Below are 18,259 nucleotides of genomic sequence, written 5' to 3' on the forward strand. Positions count from 1 at the left end.
CCGCCGCCGCCGACCGCGCGCGCGGGCCGGCCGGCCAGCGCGCCAGCACGCTCCCCGGCGCCTTCGCCGCGGGGCTGGCCGGGTTGAACCAGGCGCAAATCCTGACTGCCCTGCAACAGGGCGCCGGGGAGATCCACGCCGACAGCGTCGATGCGATGCTGCAGTACAACCGTACGAACCGCGCCCAGGTTTCGGGCCGGTTGAGCAACGCCCAGTTGGGCGACGGCAAGCTCTGGGTCGTGGTTGGCGGCGACACCCTGAAGGTCGAGGCCGACGCCCATGCGAGCGGCTATCGCGCCGACAGCGGCTCGGTGACGATCGGCCTGGACCGCGCCCTGACCGACACCCTGCTGGTCGGCGCGGCGGTCAGCTATGGCGAAACCGAGCTCGACGCCGGGCTGATGGGCGACGGCAAGTCGTTCAGCTATCAGGGCCATGCCTATGCCGGCTGGCGTTCGGGCGACTACTACGTCAACGGCGTCGTCTCGGTCGGGAGCGACACCTACAAGACCGCCCGGTCGATCGATTTCTTCACCGGCAGCGAGCGCTTTGCGGCCAAGACGGACGGCGCCTCGCTGGCGGCGGATGTCGAGGCCGGGCGTCACCTGACCTGGGGTCCGGCGGCGGTGACCTTGGCCGCTGGCCTGTCCAGCGACCGGATCGAGCGCGACGGCGTCCAGGAGATGGGCGGCGCCATCGGGGCCTTGGCCTTCGAGGACGAGACCCGGACCGCCGTGCAGGGCCGTATCGGCGCTCTGCTTCGAGCCGAGACGGACGTCTGGTCGGTGAAGGTGAGGCCGCAGGCTTCGCTGTTCGTGATGCAGGAGTTCGGCGACAAGGCTAGCGCCTTCGACACCGCGCTACATGGCGAGCGATTCTCGGTCACCGCGGCCTCGCCGGGGGATACCTCAGTAAAGCTGGCCACGTCGGTCGAGACCGAGCTCTCCGAGCGCACCCGTGTCAGCCTCGGCTATCGCTATGGCTGGTCGGACAACGCCCAGAGCCATGCGGTGCGGGCCACCGCGGCCATCGCCTGGTAATGAAAAAGGCGCGCCCGGGGTGACCTGGGCGCGCCCTTCTATCGACCTGCAGATGTTCGGCGCGCCGCGGCGAGCCGGCCTTGCTCAGCCGAATTTTTCCATGTCTTCGTCGGAGATGTCGTAGTCGCCATAGACGCTCTGGACGTCATCGTCGTCTTCGAGGGCGTCGACCAGCTTCATCAGGGTGGCGACGGGATCGCCGCTGATTGGGGTCAGGTTCTTGGCGCGCCAGATGATCTTGGTGGACTTGGCCTCGCCGAGCACGCCTTCCAGCGCCGCGGCGACTTCGGCGAAGTCCTCATAGGCGGTGTAGATGATGTGGCTCTCTTCGTCGGACTCCACGTCCTGGGCGCCGGCTTCGATGGCCGCTTCCATGACCTTGTCTTCCGAGCCGACCTTGGCCGGGTAGGTGAGCTCGCCGAGGCGGTCGAACTGGAACGAGACCGATCCGCTGGCGCCGAGGTTGCCGCCGTTCTTGGAGAAGATCGTGCGGATGTTGGCCGCCGCGCGGTTGCGGTTGTCGGTCAGGCCCTCGACGATGATCGCCACGCCGCCTGGACCGAAGCCCTCGTAGCGCACCTCGTCGTAGCTTTCGCCGTCGCCGCCGGCGCCCTTCTTGATCGCGCGGTCGATGTTGTCCTTGGGCATCGACTCGGCCTTGGCGTTGGCGACGGCCAATCGAAGGCGCGCGTTCATGGCGGGATCGGGCAGGCCAGCCTTGGCGGCCACGGTGATCTCGCGCGATAGCTTGGAGAACAGCTTGGACCTGACCGCGTCGGCGCGGCCTTTACGGTGCATGATGTTCTTGAACTTGGAATGTCCGGCCATGGGTCTCTCTGAACGTTCAGTGTTCGGCTTCTAACCTTGCCCGCGTCCGAGCGCCAGTCGGCCGGAACCTTGAGCGGTCGCATGGGTTAGGAGGGGCGCACGATGGAGCCAAGGCCATGAGCGATTACTTCGAAGACACCCTAGGCGATGAGCCGGACGCCGCGGTAGTGCGTTGGATGGACCGGCCGCCACTGCATGTAGGGGCAGCGGCCTTATCCAGCGCTGTGGCTGGGGCGTTTCTGCTGGGGGCCGTGGCGGCCTTTGGGCTGATGGCGCTGTCGGGCCGGTTTACGGCTGAACCGACAGTTCGCAATCGAATCTCTCGATTGCTCCACTAGCCAGGCGGTAGATCGCGTCCTGCGGAACCGGCTGAGTCCAGGTTTCTGAGCGCGGCAGGCCCAGATAGGCGCCGCGCACGACGCGCCCCGAGCCGCCGTGGCAAACCACGATCACCTTGCGTTCCGGCTCGGGCGGCAGGTCGGCCAACCATTCGGCGATCCTGCTCTCGACCGAGTCGTAGGTCTCACCGTCTGGAGCGGCGAACTGCCAGTCGCCGCGGCCGAAGGTGTCGGGGAACTCGGCGGCCAGTTCGTCGCGCAGCCGCCCGTCCCATTGGCCGAACGACACCTCGATCACCCGGCGGTCGGTCTCGACCGGCAGGCCAAGGTGCTCGCCGATGATTTGAGCGGTGTGCTGGGCGCGGCCAAGCGGACTGGCGATGATGCGCCAGCCGTCCTCGCCGCCCACCTGGCGCTTCAACAGATGTCCGACGGCGTGGGCCTGGGCCCGGCCCAACGCCGTCAGCGGAGAGTCCATGTGACCCTGCTGCCGGCGCTCGGCGTTGAACTCGGTTTCGCCGTGCCGGACGAGATAGATCATGCGGTGACCTCAGCGCAGGAGAGCCGTTGGACGGCGCCCTCCGCCAGCCGGAAGATCGCATCCTGGGGCATATCCTGGGCCAAGGTTTCTTCGTGCGAAAGCCCCAGATAGGCGCCGCGCAGCAGGCTGCCGGAGACGCCGTGGGCGACTGCGATCAGCTTGCGCGGCTCAGGCGCCTGGGCGGCCAGCCACGGGCGCACGCGGCCATCGACATCTTCGAACCGCTCGCCCTCCGGAGCCTGGAAGAACCAGTCGCGGCCGGCGAAGGCGCCCGGATGTTCCTTGGCCAGATCGGCGTAGAGCCGGTCTTCCCACGCGCCGCAGCCGACCTCGATCAGGGCCGGCTCGATCTCGACCTCGAGACCCAGCGTCGCCCCGACGATGGCGGCCGACTGGCGGGTCCGCTTGAGCGGGCTGGCCAGCAGCCGCCAGCCGGCGGTGTCGGTGATCTCAGCTTTCAGCAGGTCGGCCATGGCCTGGGCCTGGGCCATGCCGAGGTCGGTCAGCTGGGATTCCAGCTGACCCTGCATCCGGCCCTCGTGGTTGTAGTTCGTCTGACCGTGGCGCAGCAGGTAGATCATCGCTTGCGACGCACCACCGGGTGGGACGAGGACAGGCCGCCGTCTACGACGATGGCCTGACCGTTGACGTAGGAGCTTTCGTCCGAGGCCAGGAACAGGGCCGCGTTGGCGATCTCGATGGGCACGCCGCCCCGCAGCAGCGGGTTCAACTGGCCGATCTTGTCCTCGTTGCCGCGCGCGCGGGCGCCGTCGAAGATCGGCTGGGTCATGCCGGTTTCGATAAGGCCGGGGCAGATGGCGTTGACGCGCACGCCGGTGCCGTAGAATTCGTTCGCCGAGGTCTGGGCCAGGTTGATCACGCCCGCCTTGGACGCCGAATAGGGCGAGCCGCCAGCGCCCGAACGGATGCCGGCGACCGACGCGGTGCAGATGATCGAGCCCTTGCCCTTGGGGATCATGTAGCGCGAGGCGTGCTTCACGGCCAGGAAGGCGCCGATCAGGTTCACGCGCAGGATCTCGGCCCAGAAGGCGGCGTCCTGTTCGTCGAAGGTGGTCCAGCCGCCGGAGATCCCGGCATTGGCCCAGACCACGTCGAGGCCGCCGTACTCGGAGACCGCGCGGCCGATCAGGCTCTCGACAAAGGCTTCCTCACCGGCGTCGCCGACCAGGGGGATAGCCTTGCCGCCGGCCTCGGCCACCAGCTTGGCGGTCTCGTTCACGCTGTCCATCTTGTCGGCGATGACCAGGCTGGCGCCCTCGGCGGCGAACAGCAGCGAGCTGGCGCGGCCGATGCCCGAACCGGCGCCGGTGATGACGGCGGTCTTGCCGGAAAGACGTCCCATGGGAATTCCTCTTCGTTAAGCTTCAGGCGCGCGCAGCGGCGGCCAGGATGGCGTCGATGACGGTGTCGTAGAGGGCAGGCGGCACATCGTGGCCCATGCCCGGAATGATGCGCAGTTCGGCGCCTGGAATGGTCTTGGCGGTCGCCTCGCCGCCGATCGGCTTGATCAGGGGATCATCGGCGCCATGCAGCACGACGGTCGGCACGGAGAGCTTGGAGAGTCGCTCGGTGCGGTCGCCGTCCGCGCGGATCGCCCCCATCTGGCGGGCCGAGCCGGTCGGATTGAAGGCTCGCGCATGTTCGGCGATGGCGCGTTCGCGCAGGGCGCCTTCGGGCCAGGGATAGCCGGGGCTGCCGATGGTCAGGGCGTTGTTCACGCCGTGGGACAGGAACGTCTCATAGTCAGCCTTTGGATCGGGCGGGGCGACGGAGAGCACCAGGCCCGCTTCCGGCGTCGGGTCCATCGTGCCCGGCGCGCCGCTGGACGACATGATCGAGGTCAGCGACAGCACGCGATCTGGATGCTCGATGGCGACGGCCTGGCTGATCATCCCGCCCATGGAGACGCCGGCCACGTGGGCCTTGTCCGCGCCCACGGAGTCGAGGACGGCGACCGCGTCGGCGGCCATGTCGGAGAGGCTGTAGGTGTCGCCCGGCTTGAACCATGTCGAGAGGCCGGTGTCGCGGTTGTCGAAGCGGATCACGCGGTAGCCGCAGGCGGCCAGCTTCTCGCACAAGTCCGCGGGCCAGCGGGTCATTTGTGAGCCCAGGCCGTTGATCAGCAGGACGGTCGGGGCGGTGTCGGCGCCGAAGGTCTCGTACTCGATCTCGGCGGTCGCGGACTTGGCTTTGGGCATGGCGGTCCTTTTCGTGAGTCCTCTCCCTTGGGAGAGGCTAGGTGAGGGGGCGACGCGGAGCGGCGCTCTGCGGTTGTTCGGGCAGGCGATGCGGCTGAGAGGCCCCCCTCGCCCTACCTCTCCCCCCGCAAGAGGGGGGAGAGGAGAGTTGGTTGGTCTCTTACGGGACCATGACCACGCGGCCGACGGCGGCGCGGCTTTCGATGTAGGCGTGGGCGGCGGCGGCGTCGGACAGGGAGAAGACCTTGTCGATCACCACTTCCAGTTCGCCCTTGGCGGCGTCTTCGATCAGTTGCTGGATGTTGTTGTGGACGCGGTCGGTGCCGATCTCGGCGCCGAGGAACACACCCGACAGGCTGCGGTTGCCGCCCATCATCGAGCCGACATCGACGACCATCGGCTCACGGCCGGCGGCGCCGACCATCGAGACACGGCCGCGATAGGCCAGGGCGTTGATCGAGCCTTGCAGGGTGGGGCCGCCGACGGAGTCGACGATCACGTCCACGCCCTTGTTGTCGGTGAGGCGCTTGGCTTCGGTCACCACGTCGTCGCGGCTGTAGTTGATGCCGTGGTCGAGGCCGAGGCGCTTGAGGGCCTCCAGCCGCTCGTCGGACGAGGCGGTGGCCAGGATCAGGCCCGCGCCGGCCCGCTTGGCGAGCTGAATGGCGGCGACGCCGACGCCCGACGCGCCGGCCTGGATCAGGACGGTCTCGCCTGGCTGCATGCGGCCGAACTCGAACAGGCAGTCATGGGCGGTGCCGAAGGTCACCGGAATGGCGGCGGCCTTTTTCATGTCGTAGCCGTCCGGCACAACCCAGCAATTACGGGCGGGAACGGCGCGCAGGGCGGCGTGGCTGCCCCAGCTGTTCAGGGTGGCGACCTTCTGGCCGACCTTCAGGTGGGTGACTTCCGAACCGATCTCGATGATCTCGCCGGAGGCTTGGTAGCCGACCACGTGCGGATTGGTCATCAGCTTGCCGCCGAAGCGGCTAAGGACGTCGCCGCCTTCGATGGCGATCGCCTCGACCTTGATGATCACGCCCTTGGGGTGGCACTGCGGGTCCGGGATTTCCTCGTATTTCAGGACTTCCGGACCGCCGGTCTCATAATACACGGCAGCTTTCATGGGGCCTCTCCTAATGAATTAAACAATTGTTTGATGGGGCAGCTAACCGAGTCCCGCGGCCGGACGCAAGGGAAAGCGGGGGGCGGCGAGCATCGTGTTTGAGCCGGCATAGTGCATTTGCGTCATGCGGCGCTTTGGCGCGGCGTGGTCCACTGGGGTTCAATGATTCCGGCGCTCGGGGGGCATCCCGCACGACCGGTCTCCCGCGACGGTCACGGCGATCAGGCGAACACGCCCTGGTCGGCGAGATCCAGGATCCGCCGTCACATTCGCCCCACCCAGCGCCGGCGGCGGGTCCTAATCGCAACAGCGCCCTCGTCGGGGGCTAGCACTGCCAGGAGGCGCGGCGACGCTCGGTCGCCACGCAGGCCGATCTCGGGGGAGATGAGGTCCGCTCCTGGGAGACGGACGCGGTTCTAGATGAGCCGCGTCCGTGACTTCTCGCCTCCGAAGCGGTCAAGCGCGCCCTCCAGGTGACAGGCCGCCAGAAATGCGAAGCCGCTGGCCGGCCGGTTCGTGACAATTTCGTTGCAGTGCGACACGGTCCGCCGCGATCCGTTTACCGGGTTCGGGACTTGGGGTTTCATGGGCGATCTACTGTCGTCGCGCGCGGATGTCCGCGACATCTACAGCGGGTTCGCCGGCGAGCCCCTGCACGAACCGCGTACGCCGCGCCTCGGGCCGGCGGCCTCCGCACGCCTGCCGGTCAAGGATGGCGCGGGCTATTGGGACGTGGTCCGGCTCTATGACCACCTGCTCGTCTGCGTGGCCGACAGCAGCTACAACGACGACTACATCTTGCCGATCCATGTGCCGGAAGACTTGGTTTCGCTCCGGTTCGTGGTGGCCGGCGCCGTCGGGCTGCAGGACGCGGGCCCGAACGCGATGCGGGTCGAAAAGGGGCAAGCCTCGGTGCTGACCTTGCCGGCGGACGGCGACTTCGACCTGAACATTCACGGCCGCGAGCGGCTGACCTCCCTGACCCTGCATCTCCACGCCGGCAAGCTGGCCAGCGTGATAGGCATGGAGCCGGACGAACTGCCTGTCGCCTTGCGAAATCTCGACCTGCCCAGTCAGGGCTTCCATCACCTGGGCATGCGCCTGACCCACGGCATGGAGGCGGCGGTGCGCGACATCGTCAGCGCCTCGTTCCAGGGCAGCCTGCGGCAGCGCTACCTCGAGGCCAAGGTCATGGAGGTGCTCTGCCTGCTGGTCGACGCCGTCGAGACCAGCGAACGCGGCGAGCGATCCGCGCCGCCGCTGCGCCACGCCGACCGCGGCGGTCTCTACGCCGCGCGCGACATCCTGATCGCCGAGTTCGCCGAGCCGCCGACCATCGACGCCCTGGCGCGGCGCGTCGGTCTGAACCGCACCAAGCTGCAGCGCGGGTTCAAGGAGATGTTCGGGGCCACGGTGTTCGAGTTCTGCCTGGCCCGGCGGATGGAGCTGGCCCGGGGATTGCTGCTGGACGGCGGCATGACGATCTCCGAGATCGCCGAAACCGTCGGCTATGAGCATCCGACGAACTTCACCGCCGCCTTCCGCCGGCGCTTCAACGCCTTGCCCAAGGACTACCGACGCGGGTAGCGGCGAGGAACTCTCGGCGAAAAAAGCCGATTGACTGCATTTCGCATCGAAATTGCTGCTCTCCGGATCATTTCCCCGCGCGCGACCTGCCTATGGTCCCGCCTCGAATTTGCGCGACGCCGCGCTGGGTCTCGGGAGGGGATTTCCATGACTATGAGTAACAAGACGCGCCTGTTGGCGGCATCGGTTCTGGTGTCGGCCGTGGCGCTGACTTCGGCTCCGGCCTACGCCCAGGCGGGCGGCTCGACGGTCGACGAGCTGGTCGTCACCGCCCGCAAGCGCACCGAGTCGGTTCTCGACGTCCCGATGAGCATCAACGTGGTCGGCGAGCAGGCCATGAAGAACATGGGCGCCGAGACCTACACCGACCTGCTGGGCTCGGTGCCCAGCCTGACCGCCTATCAGAACGGCCCTGGCCGCACGCGCCTGTCGATCCGCGGGATCAACAACGGCGGCGGCAACGACAACGACACCCAGAACCAGGAAACCGTCGGCATCTATATCGACGAAATTCCGATTTCGATGGGCGCGCTGAACCCGGAGCTGGCGCTGTTCGACCTGGAACGCGTCGAAGTGCTGCGCGGCCCGCAAGGCACGCTGTACGGCGCGGGCTCGATGACCGGCACCGTGCGGATGATCACCCACCGTCCGAACGTCACCGAATTCGAAGGCAAGGTCGATGTCGGCCTGTCGACCGTCAGCCACGGCGGCGAGGGCTACTCGATGAAGGGCCTAGTGAACGTCCCGATCATCACCGATCGCGTCGCGGTGCGCGCCTCGGTCTATTACACCCAGACCCCGGGCTATATCGACAACGTGCTGACCGGGGAGAAGGACGTGAATGACGGCCTGGCGCGCGGCGGCCGGGTCGAAGCCCGCTTCAAGGTCACCGACGACTTCACCGCCGATCTCTCGTACTTCAAGCACAACTATAAGGACGGCGGGCGTCCCGAGGATCTGGTGCGCGTGCCGGGCCTGGCCCGCGACTACCCCTCGCCGGACGGCTACAGCGACGACCTGAGCGTCTACAACCTGACCCTCAACTACGACCTGGGCTTCGCGAGCCTGGTCTCCTCGACCTCGTACTTCGACCGCACGGTCGTCAACATGCGCTCGCTGGACGGCCTGCTGGCCCTGTTCCCGGTCAAGCCGAGCCCGCTGATCGACACCACCGACTCCGAGTTCTACGCCCAGGAAATCCGCCTCGCCTCGCAAAGCGACGGCCCGTTCAGCTGGGTCGTCGGCGCCTATGCCGACAAGAAGAAGATCCACTACCTGAACACCATTCCGGTGCCGGGCTTCGACGCCGCCATGGGCATCAACTCGAACGACTTCGGCGCGCCGACGGACAACCCCTATTGGGGCTACGACGATCTGGAAGTGAAGACCTACGCCTTCTTCGGCGAGCTGACCTACGAGTGGAACAAGCTGAGCGTCACCGGCGGCCTGCGCTACTTCAACTGGGAGCAGGACTACAAGCTGTACGCCTCGGGCTTCCTGAACGGCGCCATCCCCAGCGATCCGCCGCGCCGCAAGTCGAAGGAAGACGGCTTCAACCCGAAGCTCAATATCTCCTATGACGTGACCGACGACGTGCTGGTCTATGCGCAAGCCGCGCGCGGCTTCCGCTATGGCGGCACCAACACTCCGGTGCCGAAGGACGTCTGCGCCGCCGAACTGGCCGACTTCCAGCGCAACGGCGAAGACCCGAACGTGTTCGAGGCCGACAAGCTCTGGAACTATGAACTCGGCGGCAAGGGTACGTTCGCCAATGGCCGCGTGATGGTCTCGGGCGCCTACTTCCACCTGGTGTGGGACGACATGCAGACCCAGCGCGCGCTCGACTGCGGCTTTGGCTTCCGTGAGAACGTCGGGGGCGCGGTCAGCGACGGTGTCGAACTGGAGGTCTCGGCCAATCCGCTCGACGGTCTGACCCTGACGGCCGGCGGCGCGTATATCAATTCGCGCCTGTCGAACGACGTGGCGAACCTGAAGGCCAAGAAGGGCGACAAGGCCCCGTTCGTGCCGGAGCTCAGCTTCAACACCTCGGCCGACTATCGCTTCCCGATCAGCAGCGAGGCCGAAGGCTTCATCTTCGGCAGCTACCAGTATGTGGGCGAGCGCTTCACCCAGTTCAGCCCCAAGCAGGCCAACTATCGCAAGATGGCCGCCTATGGCGTGGTGAACCTGCGCACCGGCGTGACCTTCGACAACATCGAGTTCTCGGTCTACGCCGATAACCTGCTGGACGATCGCGGCGTGATCCGCGCCCTGGCCGCCAGCCCGTTCGACCCCGAGGCGCGCATCCGCACTACGCCCCGGACGATCGGCGCCAATGTGCGTATGAACTTCTAGGACTAAGCGTGGCGGGGGAGGCCTCGGCCTTCCCCGCCATCGATCTGCAGTTTTCAGAGAGGCCCAAGCCGATGAAGCTCGTTCGCCGTACCGCGCTGGGCGCGGCCCTTGGCCTGATGCTTTGCGGCGGCGCCTGCGCGGGCAGCCTGCCTCCCGTGATGGTGGTGATGACTACCGACGCCGGCGCGGTCGAGCTGGAGCTCTATCCGGCCAAGGCCCCGGTCACGACCGCCAACTTCCTGCGCTATGTCGATGAGGGCCGCTATGCCGGCGCCCAGTTCTATCGCGTGGTGCGGGCCGACACCGATCCCAACCTCAAGGCTCCGATCCAGGTGATCCAGGGCGGTATCGACAGCGACGCTCATCGCGGCCAGATGCTGGCCCCGATCGCTCATGAACCGACCGGCCAGACCGGGCTAAGCCATGCAGACGGGGTGATCTCGATGGCGCGCGACGGCCCCGGGACCGCGACCTCGGAATTCTTTATCACGCTCGGTGACAACACCAGCCTGGACCAGGGCGGCCAGCGCAATCCGGACGGCGCGGGCTACGCCGCCTTTGGCCGGGTGACGAAGGGCATAGATGTGGTGCGCGCCATCCAGGCCATGCCGTCGAACGCCCCGACCCCCGAACCCATCGTGCGCGGCCAGATCCTGGAAAAGCCGGTGCAGATCCTTTCCGTGAAGCGCAAGTGAGTTCGACATGACCCTCCGTTCCATCGCCGTCGGCACGGCGCTCAGCCTGATGGCCACCGCCGCCTTCGCCGGCCCCGCCGAGGACAAGGCCGCCATCGCCAAGGTGTTGGGCGAGGCCAGCGCCGGCTGGTCGCGCGGCGACCTGGACGCCTTCATGGCCAGCTACGAGAAGGCCCCGCAGATCAACTATGTGAGCGGCGGCAAGGTCACCCAGGGCTATGACGCGATCCGCGAGATCTATGCGCCGCGCTTCACCAAGCCGGCGGAGATGCCGAAGCTGAGCACCGAGATCGTCGATTTCGATCCGCTCGGCGCCGACTACGCCGCCGTGGTCGGGCGTTTTCATCTGACGCTGGAGGACGGCAAGGACGCCACGGGGCTGTTCAGCCTGGTGTTCCACAAGACCGCCGACGGCTGGCGGATCGTGTCCGACCACTCATCGTAACTCCTCTCCCCTTGGGGAGAGGTCGGGTGAGGGGGTTTGGACCTCGCCGACGCGTTGATCGATCGTCGGTAGAGCGCCGCTGCGCGTTCGCCCCCTCACCTAGCCTCTCCCGAGGGAGAGGAATTGGGCCGCGCTAGCCGTTGCGCTTCACGTAGGCGCGGATGGCGGCGATGACTTGGTCCTGGTGGTCGGGGGTCAGGTAGGGGTGCATGGGCAGGCTCATGACCACATTGGCCTTGGCCTCGGTCACCGGCAGGCCGCCCGGGGTCGGATAGACCGAATAGACGTCCTGCTTGTGGATCGGGATCGGGTAGTAGACCGCGCTGGGGATGTCCTGGCTCTTCAGGTGCGCGGCCAGGCCGTCGCGGTCGGCGGTCTCGATCGTGTACTGCGCCCAGACCGAAACCCCGCCTTCGATCACCTTCGGTACGGTCACGACATCGGACAGGCCCGCCGCATAGCGACCCGCGACCTTGTTGCGGGCCTCGATCTCGCTTTCGAAAATCGTCAGCTTCTGCAACAGGACAGCGGCCTGGATGGTGTCCATCCGGCTGTTCATGCCGATGCGCAGGTTCAAGTACTTGGGGTCATGGTCGAAGGTCTTGCCGACCAGGTCGGACTTCACCGCCTGGCCGTGGACGCGCAGGGATACGAGGATGTCGTGCAGGCGCTCGTCCTTGCACAGCACCGCCCCGCCGTCGCCGTAGCAGCCCAGCGGCTTGGCCGGGAAGAAGCTGGTGGTGGTGACGTCGGCCCAATGGATCGGGTGCTGACCGTTCAGAGTGCAGCCAAAACCCTGGGCGCTGTCGGCGATCAGCTTCAGGCCATGCTTCTTGGCCACCGCCGAGATGGATGGATAGTCGGCCGGCTGGCCGAACAGATCGACGGCGATGATCGCCTTGGGCGCCAGCTTGCCATCGGCCTTCACCGCCGCGATGGCGGCGTCCAGCTTGGCCGGGTCCAGGTTGTAGGTGTCCGGCAGGACGTCGACGAAAACCGGACTGGCGCCGACCAGCGGCATGACCTCGGCGGTCGCCGCGAAGGTGAAGGACGGACAGAACACCGCATCGCCCGGGCCGATACCCCACGCCATCAGCGGCAGCTGCAGGGCCTCGGTGCCCGAGCCGCAGGAGAGCACGAACGGCGCCTGGCCGAACTCGCCGAGCGCTTTTTCGAACTGGCCGATTTCCGGCCCCATGACATAGGCCCCCGAACGGACCACCTTGAGGATCGCATCTTCCAACGGCTGACCAAGGCGGGCGCGTTGGGCTTGCAGGTCGATGAACGGGATCGGCATGGGAATTTCCGCGAGGTGAAGCGGCGCGCTTCATGACACGCGGACTCTACCGAAACCACACACGGTTGTTTTCGGAAAATTTCGGGCGAGCCGGCAGTGCACCGGCGGCAGGTTGAGCGACCGCGAGCGGGCGGAGAGCCTGATCAGCGTTGCGCGCCTCTCCCACCGCTCGTCATGGCCGGCTTCTTATGCCGGCCATCCATACGCGGCGCGGTCAGGGATTTGCCTGGAGGCGCCAGCGTCTATGGATCCCCGGGACGAGCCCGGGGATGACGATCATAGGATCAGATCTGCCGGGTGCGGCCTTCCCAATAGGGGGCGCGGACCTTGTTGCGCTGGATCTTGCCGGCTTCGGAGCGGGGCAGTTCGCTTACGAAGTCGAGGCCGCGCGGGACCTTGTAGGCGGCGAGGGTCTGGCGTCCGAAGGCCAGGATCTCCTGGGCCAGTTCGTCCGACGGCTGGTAGCCGGGCTTGAGCAGGATCACGGCGCGGACCTGTTCGCCCCACTCGTCGTGCGGGATGCCGACCGTCGAGCTATCGGCCACGGCTTCGTGCTTGATCAGCTCGTTGTCGACTTCCTGCGGGTAGATGTTCACCCCGCCGGAAATGATCGTCTCGGCGTTGCGGCCGGTGAGGAACAGGTAGTCGTCCTCATCGAAATAGCCGACGTCGCCCATGGTGAAGAAGTCGCCGACCCGGTTGGAGTTGGTCTTGGCTTCGTCCGTGTAATAGGTGAAGCCGCCGCCGGGCGGGAGCTGGTGATAGATGCCGCCGGGGGTGCCCGGGGGCAGCTCGTTGCCTTCCTCGTCAAGGATGCGGACCTGCAGTAGGGCCGGGCGCTTGCCGACGCTACCGGGCTTCTTGAGCCATTCTTCCGAGGAGATGGCGAAGCCCGCGCCGCCTTCGGAGCCGGCGTAGTATTCCGACAGGATCGGGCCGAACCACTCGATCATCGCGTGCTTGACCTCGGGCGGGCAGGGGGCCGCGCCGTGGACGATGTATTTCACGTGGTCGACGGGGTACTTGGCCTTCACTTCCGGCGGCAGGGCGAGCAGCCGCTGGAACATGATCGGCACCAGATGCAGGTGCGTGACCTTCTTTTCGGAGATGGTCCGCAGGACCAGTTCCGAATCCCACTTGTCGATGAAGTAGAGCGGCACGCCCGCGCCCATGGCGGCGCGGATGTCGAAGGCCAGCGGCGCAGCATGGTAGGCCGGGCCGGCGCAAAGCTGGATCGAGGTTTCGGGATCGTAGCCGCGCAGGGTGTACATCGCCTGGGGCGTCACGACGGCGGTGGGACGGAACACGCCCTTCGGCCGGCCGGTGGTGCCCGAGGTGTACATCATCTGGTTGCCAAGCACCGGGTCGGTGATGTCCGATCCGTCGAGCGGAGCCAGGGCGGCGTCATAGTCCTGGAAGCCTTCGATCGGGCCGCCGACGGCGAGCTTCAGCACGACGCCAGGGCATTCGGCGGCGGCGGCTGGCAGGGTCGCCACGCGGGCCTCGCCGACCAGGACCTTGGCCTCGCAATCCTTGATGATATAGGCGATTTCGTCGGCGGTCAGGTGCCAGTTCACCGGGGTGATCCGCAGGCCCGAACGCAGGGTCGCGGCCTGCACCTCGATGAATTCGGCGCGGTTGGAGCACACCAGGGCCAGGCTGTCGCCGGCGCCCAGGCCGTGCTGACGGAAGAGGCGTGTGAGCTTGTTGGCCGCCGCGTTGATCTCGGCGAAGGTCTTCACGCGGCCGTCGGGATCTATGACCGCCGGTTTGTCAGGGTGAAACTTGGCCCATACCGCAGTGGTCATGCCAGTGGCGGCCGCCGCGTCCAGGGCTTCGTCCAGGCTTACGCGCTCTTTCAAATCTTCCATCAAATCCTCCCGTCGCCGGTGACCGGAGGAACGGAACACTCGGCTCTTTTTCTATGGTCCGAGACGGCGTTTCGTCGGCGATCGCGGCGCGAAATATGCGCGGCGATGGTGACCGTTTCCGTTTCGGAAACCCACAATGACAGGCGATCGCGCGCCCGACAACGCCGCGCGCGATCCGAACGTAGGCCGGATCATCCCAGGCGGGTCTCTGTCCAGCGGTAGGCCGCAAAACCGGCGGCGGCCGCGCAGGCCGTCAGCACCGTTCCCCAGCCGATGTCGGCGAGGGTGACCTTGAGCGACCAGACCTTCAACGTCGCCTGGTTGGTGAGGTCATAGGTCGCGTAGGCCACGAAGCCCAGCATCGCGCCGTTGGCCATCGCCCGCGTCCATCCGGCTCCCTCGCGGACGGCCGGCAGGATGGCGAGCATCAGCACGCCGGCGATGAAGACCAGATAGAAGGCGATGGCGGCGGGCAGGTTGAACTGGTCGGCTAGCACGTCGTCCAAGGCAGGCCGGTAGAGTTTCGGCCCCACGGTGGTCAGCCAGACGGCGTCGATCACCGCGAAGGCGAGGCCCGCGCCCAGATAGGCGGCGAGGTACTTCAGCATGGCGATTCTCCCGCCGGGCTCATCAGATAGTGGCTCACGCCCCATTCGGTCCCGCCGCGATGGCCGAACAGGCCCGAGGTCGCCAGGAAGAACAGCCGCCAGCGGCGACCCCAGAGCAGGGCCTGATCGCCGTAGACCTGGGCGAGGATCGGCCTGATCGTCTCGGCGTTGCGATCGTAGTTGACGAGCCAGGCTTCCGCCGTGCGGGCGTAGTGCTCGCCGCTCCAGCGCCAATCGGCGACGACTTCGAACAGATCGGGGAACTGGCGCGCCAAGTCGTGGCTGGGCATCACTCCGCCGGTGAAGAAGTGCTGGGCGATCCAGTCGGCCTCATCGTTCACGTCGAACCGATAGGGCGTCGAACGGTGCGTAAAAACGTGCAGGAAAAGCCGGCCGTCGGGCCTGAGCCAGGCCTTGGCACGGGTGAGCAGGGCGCGCCAGTTGGCCATGTGCTCGAACATCTCCACCGAGACGATGCGGTCGAAGGCGGCGGGGGCGGCCTCGAAATCGTTCATGTCGGCCGTGACGACGGTCAGGTTGGACAGGCCCTCAGACCGAGCTTTGGCCCGGATGAAATCGCCTTGGCTGGCCGAGTTTGAGACTGAGACGATCTGGGCGTTCGGAAGGGTCCTGGCCATCCAGAGCGAAAGAGAGCCCCAGCCGCAGCCGAGCTCGAGAATATGCTGGCCGTCTCGCAGATCGGCGTGAGCGGCGGTCTCGGCCAACGCCGCATCCTCGGCCTGGGCCAGGGTCTCGGCGCCGGATGTGAACAGGCCGGAGGAATATTTGAGCCGCGGACCCAGCACGGCCTGGAAGAAGGCGGCGGGGAGTTCGTAGTGCTGCCGATTGGCCGAGTCGGCATGCTCGGCGATGGGGCGCTCCTCCATGTCGCGGGCGAACCGGGCGGCGGCGCCTTCCGCGGGTTCGAGATTGCGACGAGCGTTGGCGACCAGGAGACCGACCGCCGCGCGGCGTACAGCGTCGGGCAACGGCGCGCCTTCGAAGGCGTGGATGGCTGATGCGACCAGGCTCATTCGGTTCCCTTAGTTGCGTTTTCCTAGGGGATACGGACGAGGCCGGGGTGCGGATGCATCCGGTGAGACGCCAGGCCCGTAGCTGCTCCCACGCGAGGTTATCCGCTGTAACTTGAGGAACCGACCCTTTGACCTGGAATCCACAGTCTCGCATCGCGGTGGTTGGCGGAGGCGTGGCGGGACTGTCTGCCGCTTGGCTGCTCAGTCAACGCTACGATGTGACACTATTCGAGGGGGAGAACAGGGTCGGGGGGCACGCCAATACCGTCGAGGCGCCTGGCGCCAAGGGACCGGTTGCGGTCGACACCGGCTTCATCGTCTACAACGAGCCGAACTATCCGAATTTCACCGCCCTTCTGAAGCACTTCGGCGTGGAGAGCCGCGCCGCCGACATGGCGCTGAGCGTGTCGCTGGACGACGGCGATTTCGAATATTCATCCGGTGCGCTGTTCGCCCAGGCCAGCAACCTCTTCAGCGCGCGCTACTGGGCGATGCTGCGCGATGTCGGTCGATTCTACCGTCAGGGTCCCAAGGACCTAGCCAGCCTTGAGGCGCCGCTGACCTCGTTGGAGGACTACCTGGCGACTAAGGGCTACTGCCAGGCCTTCCGGGACGACCACCTGCTGCCGCAAGCCGCCGCCATCTGGTCCACGCCGCTGGGGGCGATTCTCGACTATCCGGCCGCCGCCCTGATCCGCTTCTTCCAGAACCACGGGATGATGAGCCTGTTCGGCCGGGGCAAGTGGCGCACGGTGAGCGGGGGCAGCCACGCTTATGTCGCCAAGCTGGCGGCGGCCTTCACGGGCGAAATCCGGACCGGCGTGCGGGTGAGCGCGGTGCGCCGCGACCTATTCGGCGTTGATATCCGCGATTCGACTGGCCGGACCGAACGCTTCGACCAGGTGGTGATCGCCACCCACGGCGACACCGCCCTGTCGCTGCTCGACGACGTCAATAGCGAAGAACAGCGGCTGCTGTCGGCTTTCAGATATCACCGTAATCTTGCCGTTTTGCACGCTGATGCTCGCCTGATGCCGATGCGGAAGGCAGCCTGGGAAAGCTGGAACCACATCGGGCGGCGCGAGACGCCTGGGGAGGGCTGCGTGACCTATTGGATGAACCGGCTGCAATCCATCGGCGACGCGGGCGACCTGTTCGTCACGCTCAATCCCACGCGAGAGATCGCGCCAGACAAGGTGATCCGCACCGACGTCTACGACCATCCGTTGTTCGACGCCGCCGCCATCGCGGCCCAGGCTGAGCTGTGGTCGTTGCAGGGCGAGCGGCGGACCTGGTTCTGCGGTTCCTATTTCGGCCACGGCTTCCATGAAGACGCCCTGCAGTCGGGCCTGGCGGTGGCTGAGGCCATGGGCGGCGGGCGCCGGCCGTGGCGTGTGGCCGACGAGTCTGGGCGCATCCAGATCAAGACGGCGCCTCTGCGCGGGTGGGCGGCATGACCGGGCTCGCGTCGGGGCTCTATCTCGGCGCGGTCACTCATGCGCGGCTGAAGCCGCGACACCATCGGATGCGCTATCGCGTCTTCATGCTGCTGCTGGACCTGGATGAGCTGGGGCGGCTGGATGGCCTGCTGCGGCTGTTCGGGCATCGGCGCTTCGCCCTGACCAGCTTCCATGAGGCCGACCATCTCGACGGTTCGGGTAGCTGCCTGGAGGCCCAGGTCGAGGCCCACCTGGAGGCGGCCGCCATCGCGCACGGCGGCCCCATCAAGATGCTGTGCATGCCGCGCATCCTGGGGGCGGTGTTCAATCCGCTGACGGTCTATTTCTGCCATCGCCTGGACGGCGCGCTTTCGGCCATCCTCTACGAGGTGACCAACACCTTCGGAGAGCGGCACATCTACCTGATACCGGTCGAGGGGCGCGGGCCGATCACCCAGACCTGCGACAAGACTTTCTATGTCTCGCCGTTCATGGACATGGACCTGACCTACGCCTTCCGGATCCGCGCGCCGGGCGAGGCGGTCTCGATCGTCATCGATGTCCACGACGCCGAGGGCCATGTGATGGGCGCGGCGTTCTCAGGGATCAGGCGCGAACTGACCGACCGGTCGCTGTTGCGCGCATGGCTGTCACATCCCTTGATGACGCTGGGCGTAATGGCCGCAATCCATTGGGAAGCCTTGAAAATCTGGCGCAAGGGCGGGCGGTTGCGCACCCGGCCGGCGCCGCCCGCGACGTCGGTGACGTTCGTTCACGGCGTTCGCGCTCGCGCGGCCTAGCCGTCCCCGCGACGTCGGCGATATTATCCGGATACG

Annotated in this window: 17 protein-coding genes; 7 read left to right on the forward strand and 10 right to left on the reverse strand. The window is 66.7% G+C overall.

The window, feature by feature from the left end:
* The coding region (locus tag Q8M13_RS16675) for an autotransporter outer membrane beta-barrel domain-containing protein (protein WP_305301199.1) at positions 1-1,040 on the forward strand (1,040 nt) is incomplete at its 5' end.
* Positions 1,041-1,124: 84 nt separating this feature from the next.
* Here Q8M13_RS16675 and Q8M13_RS16680 read toward each other — a convergent pair.
* The 6 genes from Q8M13_RS16680 to Q8M13_RS16705 all read right to left on the reverse strand — a co-directional run bounded on the left by Q8M13_RS16680 (position 1,125) and on the right by Q8M13_RS16705 (position 6,092).
* A complete protein-coding gene (locus Q8M13_RS16680) occupies positions 1,125-1,868 on the reverse strand; it encodes a YebC/PmpR family DNA-binding transcriptional regulator (RefSeq protein ID WP_305301201.1) in 744 nt (247 codons plus the stop codon).
* Positions 1,869-2,156: 288 nt separating this feature from the next.
* Positions 2,157-2,747 (reverse strand): histidine phosphatase family protein, encoded by a 591-nt coding sequence (locus Q8M13_RS16685; RefSeq protein WP_305301202.1) that lies wholly within the window; start codon positions 2,745-2,747, stop codon positions 2,157-2,159.
* Entirely contained in the window at positions 2,744-3,328 is a 585-nt protein-coding gene (locus Q8M13_RS16690; RefSeq protein ID WP_305301204.1) for a histidine phosphatase family protein, read from the reverse strand. Before Q8M13_RS16690 ends, Q8M13_RS16685 begins: the two co-directional genes overlap by 4 nt.
* Entirely contained in the window at positions 3,325-4,110 is a 786-nt protein-coding gene (locus Q8M13_RS16695) for an SDR family NAD(P)-dependent oxidoreductase (protein WP_305301205.1), read from the reverse strand. Before Q8M13_RS16695 ends, Q8M13_RS16690 begins: the two co-directional genes overlap by 4 nt.
* Before the next feature lie 22 nt (positions 4,111-4,132).
* Entirely contained in the window at positions 4,133-4,966 is an 834-nt protein-coding gene (locus tag Q8M13_RS16700) for an alpha/beta fold hydrolase (RefSeq protein ID WP_305301207.1), read from the reverse strand.
* A 160-nt stretch (positions 4,967-5,126) separates the two neighbouring features.
* The gene (locus Q8M13_RS16705; protein WP_305301208.1) at positions 5,127-6,092 is read right to left on the reverse strand and encodes a zinc-binding alcohol dehydrogenase family protein; all 966 of its coding nucleotides are present in this window, start codon (positions 6,090-6,092) and stop codon (positions 5,127-5,129) included.
* 585 nt (positions 6,093-6,677) lie between these two features.
* On the opposite strand from Q8M13_RS16705, the gene Q8M13_RS16710 reads away from it, so the two are divergent.
* The 4 genes from Q8M13_RS16710 to Q8M13_RS16725 all read left to right on the forward strand — a co-directional run bounded on the left by Q8M13_RS16710 (position 6,678) and on the right by Q8M13_RS16725 (position 11,174).
* Positions 6,678-7,679 carry an AraC family transcriptional regulator gene (locus tag Q8M13_RS16710; RefSeq protein ID WP_305301209.1) on the forward strand — a complete coding sequence of 334 codons (1,002 nt, stop codon included), beginning with the start codon at positions 6,678-6,680 and terminating at the stop codon, positions 7,677-7,679.
* A gap of 147 nt (positions 7,680-7,826) precedes the next feature.
* The gene (locus Q8M13_RS16715) at positions 7,827-10,034 is read left to right on the forward strand and encodes a TonB-dependent receptor (protein ID WP_305301210.1); all 2,208 of its coding nucleotides are present in this window, start codon (positions 7,827-7,829) and stop codon (positions 10,032-10,034) included.
* 8 nt (positions 10,035-10,042) lie between these two features.
* The gene (locus tag Q8M13_RS16720; RefSeq protein ID WP_305301211.1) at positions 10,043-10,729 is read left to right on the forward strand and encodes a peptidylprolyl isomerase; all 687 of its coding nucleotides are present in this window, start codon (positions 10,043-10,045) and stop codon (positions 10,727-10,729) included.
* A gap of 7 nt (positions 10,730-10,736) precedes the next feature.
* A complete protein-coding gene (locus tag Q8M13_RS16725; protein ID WP_305301212.1) occupies positions 10,737-11,174 on the forward strand; it encodes an SgcJ/EcaC family oxidoreductase in 438 nt (145 codons plus the stop codon).
* 133 nt (positions 11,175-11,307) lie between these two features.
* On the opposite strand, the gene Q8M13_RS16730 is transcribed toward Q8M13_RS16725, so the two are convergent.
* The 4 genes from Q8M13_RS16730 to Q8M13_RS16745 all read right to left on the reverse strand — a co-directional run bounded on the left by Q8M13_RS16730 (position 11,308) and on the right by Q8M13_RS16745 (position 15,984).
* On the reverse strand, positions 11,308-12,471 hold the full coding sequence (locus Q8M13_RS16730) for a DegT/DnrJ/EryC1/StrS aminotransferase family protein (protein WP_305301213.1): 1,164 nt from the start codon (positions 12,469-12,471) through the stop codon (positions 11,308-11,310).
* Between the two features lie 284 nt (positions 12,472-12,755).
* On the reverse strand, positions 12,756-14,342 hold the full coding sequence (locus Q8M13_RS16735) for an AMP-binding protein (protein WP_305301215.1): 1,587 nt from the start codon (positions 14,340-14,342) through the stop codon (positions 12,756-12,758).
* A gap of 191 nt (positions 14,343-14,533) precedes the next feature.
* Positions 14,534-14,950, reverse strand: coding sequence for a DUF2177 family protein (locus tag Q8M13_RS16740; protein ID WP_305301216.1), 417 nt, complete (start codon positions 14,948-14,950; stop codon positions 14,534-14,536).
* A complete protein-coding gene (locus tag Q8M13_RS16745; RefSeq protein ID WP_305301218.1) occupies positions 14,944-15,984 on the reverse strand; it encodes a cyclopropane-fatty-acyl-phospholipid synthase family protein in 1,041 nt (346 codons plus the stop codon). Before Q8M13_RS16745 ends, Q8M13_RS16740 begins: the two co-directional genes overlap by 7 nt.
* A 128-nt stretch (positions 15,985-16,112) precedes the next feature.
* Here Q8M13_RS16745 and Q8M13_RS16750 point away from each other — a divergent pair, with 128 nt between their 5' ends.
* Together Q8M13_RS16750 and Q8M13_RS16755 are read left to right on the forward strand one after the other, a co-directional pair.
* On the forward strand, positions 16,113-17,441 hold the full coding sequence (locus tag Q8M13_RS16750) for an NAD(P)/FAD-dependent oxidoreductase (protein WP_305301219.1): 1,329 nt from the start codon (positions 16,113-16,115) through the stop codon (positions 17,439-17,441).
* Positions 17,438-18,223, forward strand: coding sequence for a DUF1365 domain-containing protein (locus tag Q8M13_RS16755; RefSeq protein WP_305301221.1), 786 nt, complete (start codon positions 17,438-17,440; stop codon positions 18,221-18,223). Before Q8M13_RS16750 ends, Q8M13_RS16755 begins: the two co-directional genes overlap by 4 nt.
* Positions 18,224-18,259 lie beyond the last annotated feature (36 nt).

Source organism: Phenylobacterium sp. (assembly GCF_030681155.1).
Lineage (GTDB): Bacteria > Pseudomonadota > Alphaproteobacteria > Caulobacterales > Caulobacteraceae > Phenylobacterium.

Bases quoted from the DNA above. Each gene is read 5' to 3' on its own strand.
- Q8M13_RS16740 (WP_305301216.1), bottom strand. From the start codon at position 14,950: ATGCTGAAGTACCTCGCCGCCTATCTGGGCGCGGGCCTCGCCTTCGCG.
- Q8M13_RS16755 (WP_305301221.1), top strand. From the start codon at position 17,438: ATGACCGGGCTCGCGTCGGGGCTCTATCTCGGCGCGGTCACTCATGCG.
- Q8M13_RS16690 (WP_305301204.1), bottom strand. From the start codon at position 3,328: ATGATCTACCTGCTGCGCCACGGTCAGACGAACTACAACCACGAGGGC.
- Q8M13_RS16685 (WP_305301202.1), bottom strand. From the start codon at position 2,747: ATGATCTATCTCGTCCGGCACGGCGAAACCGAGTTCAACGCCGAGCGC.
- Q8M13_RS16710 (WP_305301209.1), top strand. From the start codon at position 6,678: ATGGGCGATCTACTGTCGTCGCGCGCGGATGTCCGCGACATCTACAGC.
- Q8M13_RS16730 (WP_305301213.1), bottom strand. From the start codon at position 12,471: ATGCCGATCCCGTTCATCGACCTGCAAGCCCAACGCGCCCGCCTTGGT.
- Q8M13_RS16705 (WP_305301208.1), bottom strand. From the start codon at position 6,092: ATGAAAGCTGCCGTGTATTATGAGACCGGCGGTCCGGAAGTCCTGAAA.
- Q8M13_RS16725 (WP_305301212.1), top strand. From the start codon at position 10,737: ATGACCCTCCGTTCCATCGCCGTCGGCACGGCGCTCAGCCTGATGGCC.
- Q8M13_RS16735 (WP_305301215.1), bottom strand. From the start codon at position 14,342: ATGGAAGATTTGAAAGAGCGCGTAAGCCTGGACGAAGCCCTGGACGCG.
- Q8M13_RS16695 (WP_305301205.1), bottom strand. From the start codon at position 4,110: ATGGGACGTCTTTCCGGCAAGACCGCCGTCATCACCGGCGCCGGTTCG.
- Q8M13_RS16700 (WP_305301207.1), bottom strand. From the start codon at position 4,966: ATGCCCAAAGCCAAGTCCGCGACCGCCGAGATCGAGTACGAGACCTTC.
- Q8M13_RS16715 (WP_305301210.1), top strand. From the start codon at position 7,827: ATGACTATGAGTAACAAGACGCGCCTGTTGGCGGCATCGGTTCTGGTG.
- Q8M13_RS16680 (WP_305301201.1), bottom strand. From the start codon at position 1,868: ATGGCCGGACATTCCAAGTTCAAGAACATCATGCACCGTAAAGGCCGC.
- Q8M13_RS16745 (WP_305301218.1), bottom strand. From the start codon at position 15,984: ATGAGCCTGGTCGCATCAGCCATCCACGCCTTCGAAGGCGCGCCGTTG.